The sequence below is a fragment of the Ideonella sp. P3_A4 genome (genome assembly GCF_056403075.1).
Genome location: NZ_JBFUGE010000807.1, coordinates 1 through 2,352, shown reverse-complemented (window position 1 = coordinate 2,352; position 2,352 = coordinate 1). Strand labels below are relative to the sequence as shown.

The window sequence follows — 2,352 nt, the reverse complement described above, 5'->3', positions numbered from 1 at the left end:
GCCTAACCCCTCCGTCAAGGGGACGTCCCGCAGGCGGGCCGCCCCTTACGTCGAACGTTAGGCCTCACGTTTACCCCCACGATCACCACCTCTACGCAAAAATGAAGCTTGTAGTCGCAACGGCAACGCTACTGGTTGTTCTCAGCTCATTCGCGCAAGCGCCAAGCGATTCAACGCCGGTGAAGGCGGCCTTTACGTACMACCTGCTACTGAAAACGGAAGCACTTGCAGCGAAGTACAGGACTGAGATTGAGAGTACTGCCCCAAGACAAAGGCTGCAAAAGTTCAAGGAAGTGGCCTCCAAAGTTAGCGAGGACTCGTCGACGAGACTGGTTGGAGGAAGTCTCGAGTGGGTGTCGGAAGGAGAGACGGTTAAGTCGTTTGAAGACGCAGTCTTCTCTAGCAAGCTCGACGCCGTATCCGACCCTGTCCGGACGGAGTTCGGCTGGCACCTAATCTACGTGACCGAACGTCGCGAAACTACGGTTGGAGACCTCTGCGACCGCTCGCTGAATGAAGCCTACTCGCGAGCAGACGGTCAATGGAAGCTTGGACTGAGTCTTGCATTGCAGGCTTTGGAGCCAGCAAAAATTGCCGATCAGGTTCAACGGGTGATTGGGATTGATTGGTCGGAGCCGATGCTCGGTCGCGATGGGAGCCTCATCTTCTTTCGAGTGCGCGAAACCTACGAAGAAGACCGTATGCTGGTATCGCAGCATGTTGAGCTTGGTCACAGGCAGTATGAGTCCACTGCTAGACCCAAGGGCTGCGCAACTTCTCTCAGATTCGACTGGGAGGTCCTATGCAGCGACAAGAGCGTCGCTCTCATGTCTTCCGCCTCGTTTGAGGGCAGAGGAGCCGTTGGGAGGACGTTGTCGCTTCAGAATGTCGGCACTCGCAATCCAGAATACAGACCCGCAGCTGCTGGTTCTTTTGAGGGCACACTGCATCAATTGGCATGTTCAGCGAAGCAGTGAAGCCTAACCCCTCCGTCAAGGGGACGTCCCGCAAGCGGGCCGCCCCTTACGTCGAACGTTAAGCGTCGAATCCAAGATTCCACTCATGCCTACTGAATCTGCCTCCCTCTCCTTTTCGCCGCTATCGCCGGCGGCGGTTCAGGAGTTCGCCGATGTTCGATCGTTTGTCAGCCGCCTAGCCACCGACTTGGTCGATGGAGCCGAACTTTCTCACTCCAAGAGCGACCTTCCAATTCTTCAGGCCATCGTCGATCATGGAGCAATGAAACATGCCAACCATGAGGCTTGGGTGGCCATCGGCATCGCGTTCGGCGATGCCTTGGCGGATCTTGTCCAAGGCCTCCGCTGGCGCCTGGTTACTGGTAAGGATGGAACGGTAGCCGCTCTTCAGTTCAAAGAGAAGGCACTTTCGATCTTTGCCACCACCATTCTTTGGAAGCGAGTCGAACGAGGAGAGGAAATTGACCTCACTCACATTGCTGGTGAGCTCAAATTGCTCATTGAGCAGCGTGCCGATGGATACCGCGACGCCTAACCCCTCCGTCAAGGGGACTGGCCTGCGGCCAGCCCCTTACGTCGAACGTTAAGCGCCGGAAATGAACGTGCCGGTGCACATCGAAGGATCGTCGCGAAATTGGACGGTGGGAACACCGGACGAACTTGGTGAGTCCATCTCGTCCAAAGACAGTCGTGGTGGCGGAGCGTTTTGGCTCTCCTTCCCAGGTCAGCAGTTTCCTTGTATGGCTATTCGCTCAAGCGGCGCGGTCTTTGATGTTCACTTCTTTCCATCCAAAGGTCACCCCGGCTACAGGTACTACTCACCGYCCAATGCAGGTACTGGCTCCACGGMRCTCTTCCAGTACGATGGGTGCGATCCATTTGAGGGCGAGAGTGTCCCGGTTGAGTTCACGCTTCCCTTCGAGCGAGCGCCAGTCATTGCCAATCAATTCATGAGCACCGGTGCAATGCATGAACCCAACCACTGGCTTGAGCTCTGAGTCGCCGGCGCCTAACCCCTCCGTCAAGGGGACGTCCTGCGGCAAGCCGCAGGCCGCCCCTTACGTCGAACGTTAAGCCGAGAAATACACTCCCCCCACCACCATCGCACATTGGAAGTCACATGAAACGAGTCACCGGCATCGGCGGCATCTTCTTCAAAGCCAAAGACGCTGCATCTCTGCGGGCTTGGTACAAGCAGCACCTGGGAATCGATGTCCAAGTCTGGGGCGGGGCTGCCTTCGATTGGACTGATGCCCAAGGCAAGCCGGTTGCAGGCACAACTGCTTGGTGCATCAATCCGCAAGACAGTGATCACTTTGCTCCAAGCTCTGCCTCCTTCATGGTCAATTACCGAGTAGAAGACCTTCACGCTTTG

At 56.5% G+C, this 2,352-nt stretch carries 3 protein-coding genes; all 3 read left to right on the top strand.

The window, feature by feature from the left end:
• The coding region (locus AC1DYI_RS32990; protein WP_477208330.1) for a peptidylprolyl isomerase at nt 1-977 on the top strand (977 nt) is incomplete at its 5' end.
• Nucleotides 978-1,062: 85 nt separating this feature from the next.
• Entirely contained in the window at nt 1,063-1,512 is a 450-nt protein-coding gene (locus AC1DYI_RS32985; RefSeq protein ID WP_477208329.1) for a DUF3806 domain-containing protein, read from the top strand.
• 585 nt (nt 1,513-2,097) lie between these two features.
• Nucleotides 2,098-2,352 (top strand): VOC family protein (locus tag AC1DYI_RS32980; protein WP_477208328.1); only part of this gene is annotated, 255 nt, incomplete at its 3' end.

Coding starts and splice junctions, on each gene's coding strand:
- AC1DYI_RS32985 (WP_477208329.1), top strand. CDS start 1,063: ATGCCTACTGAATCTGCCTCCCTCTCCTTTTCGCCGCTATCGCCGGCG.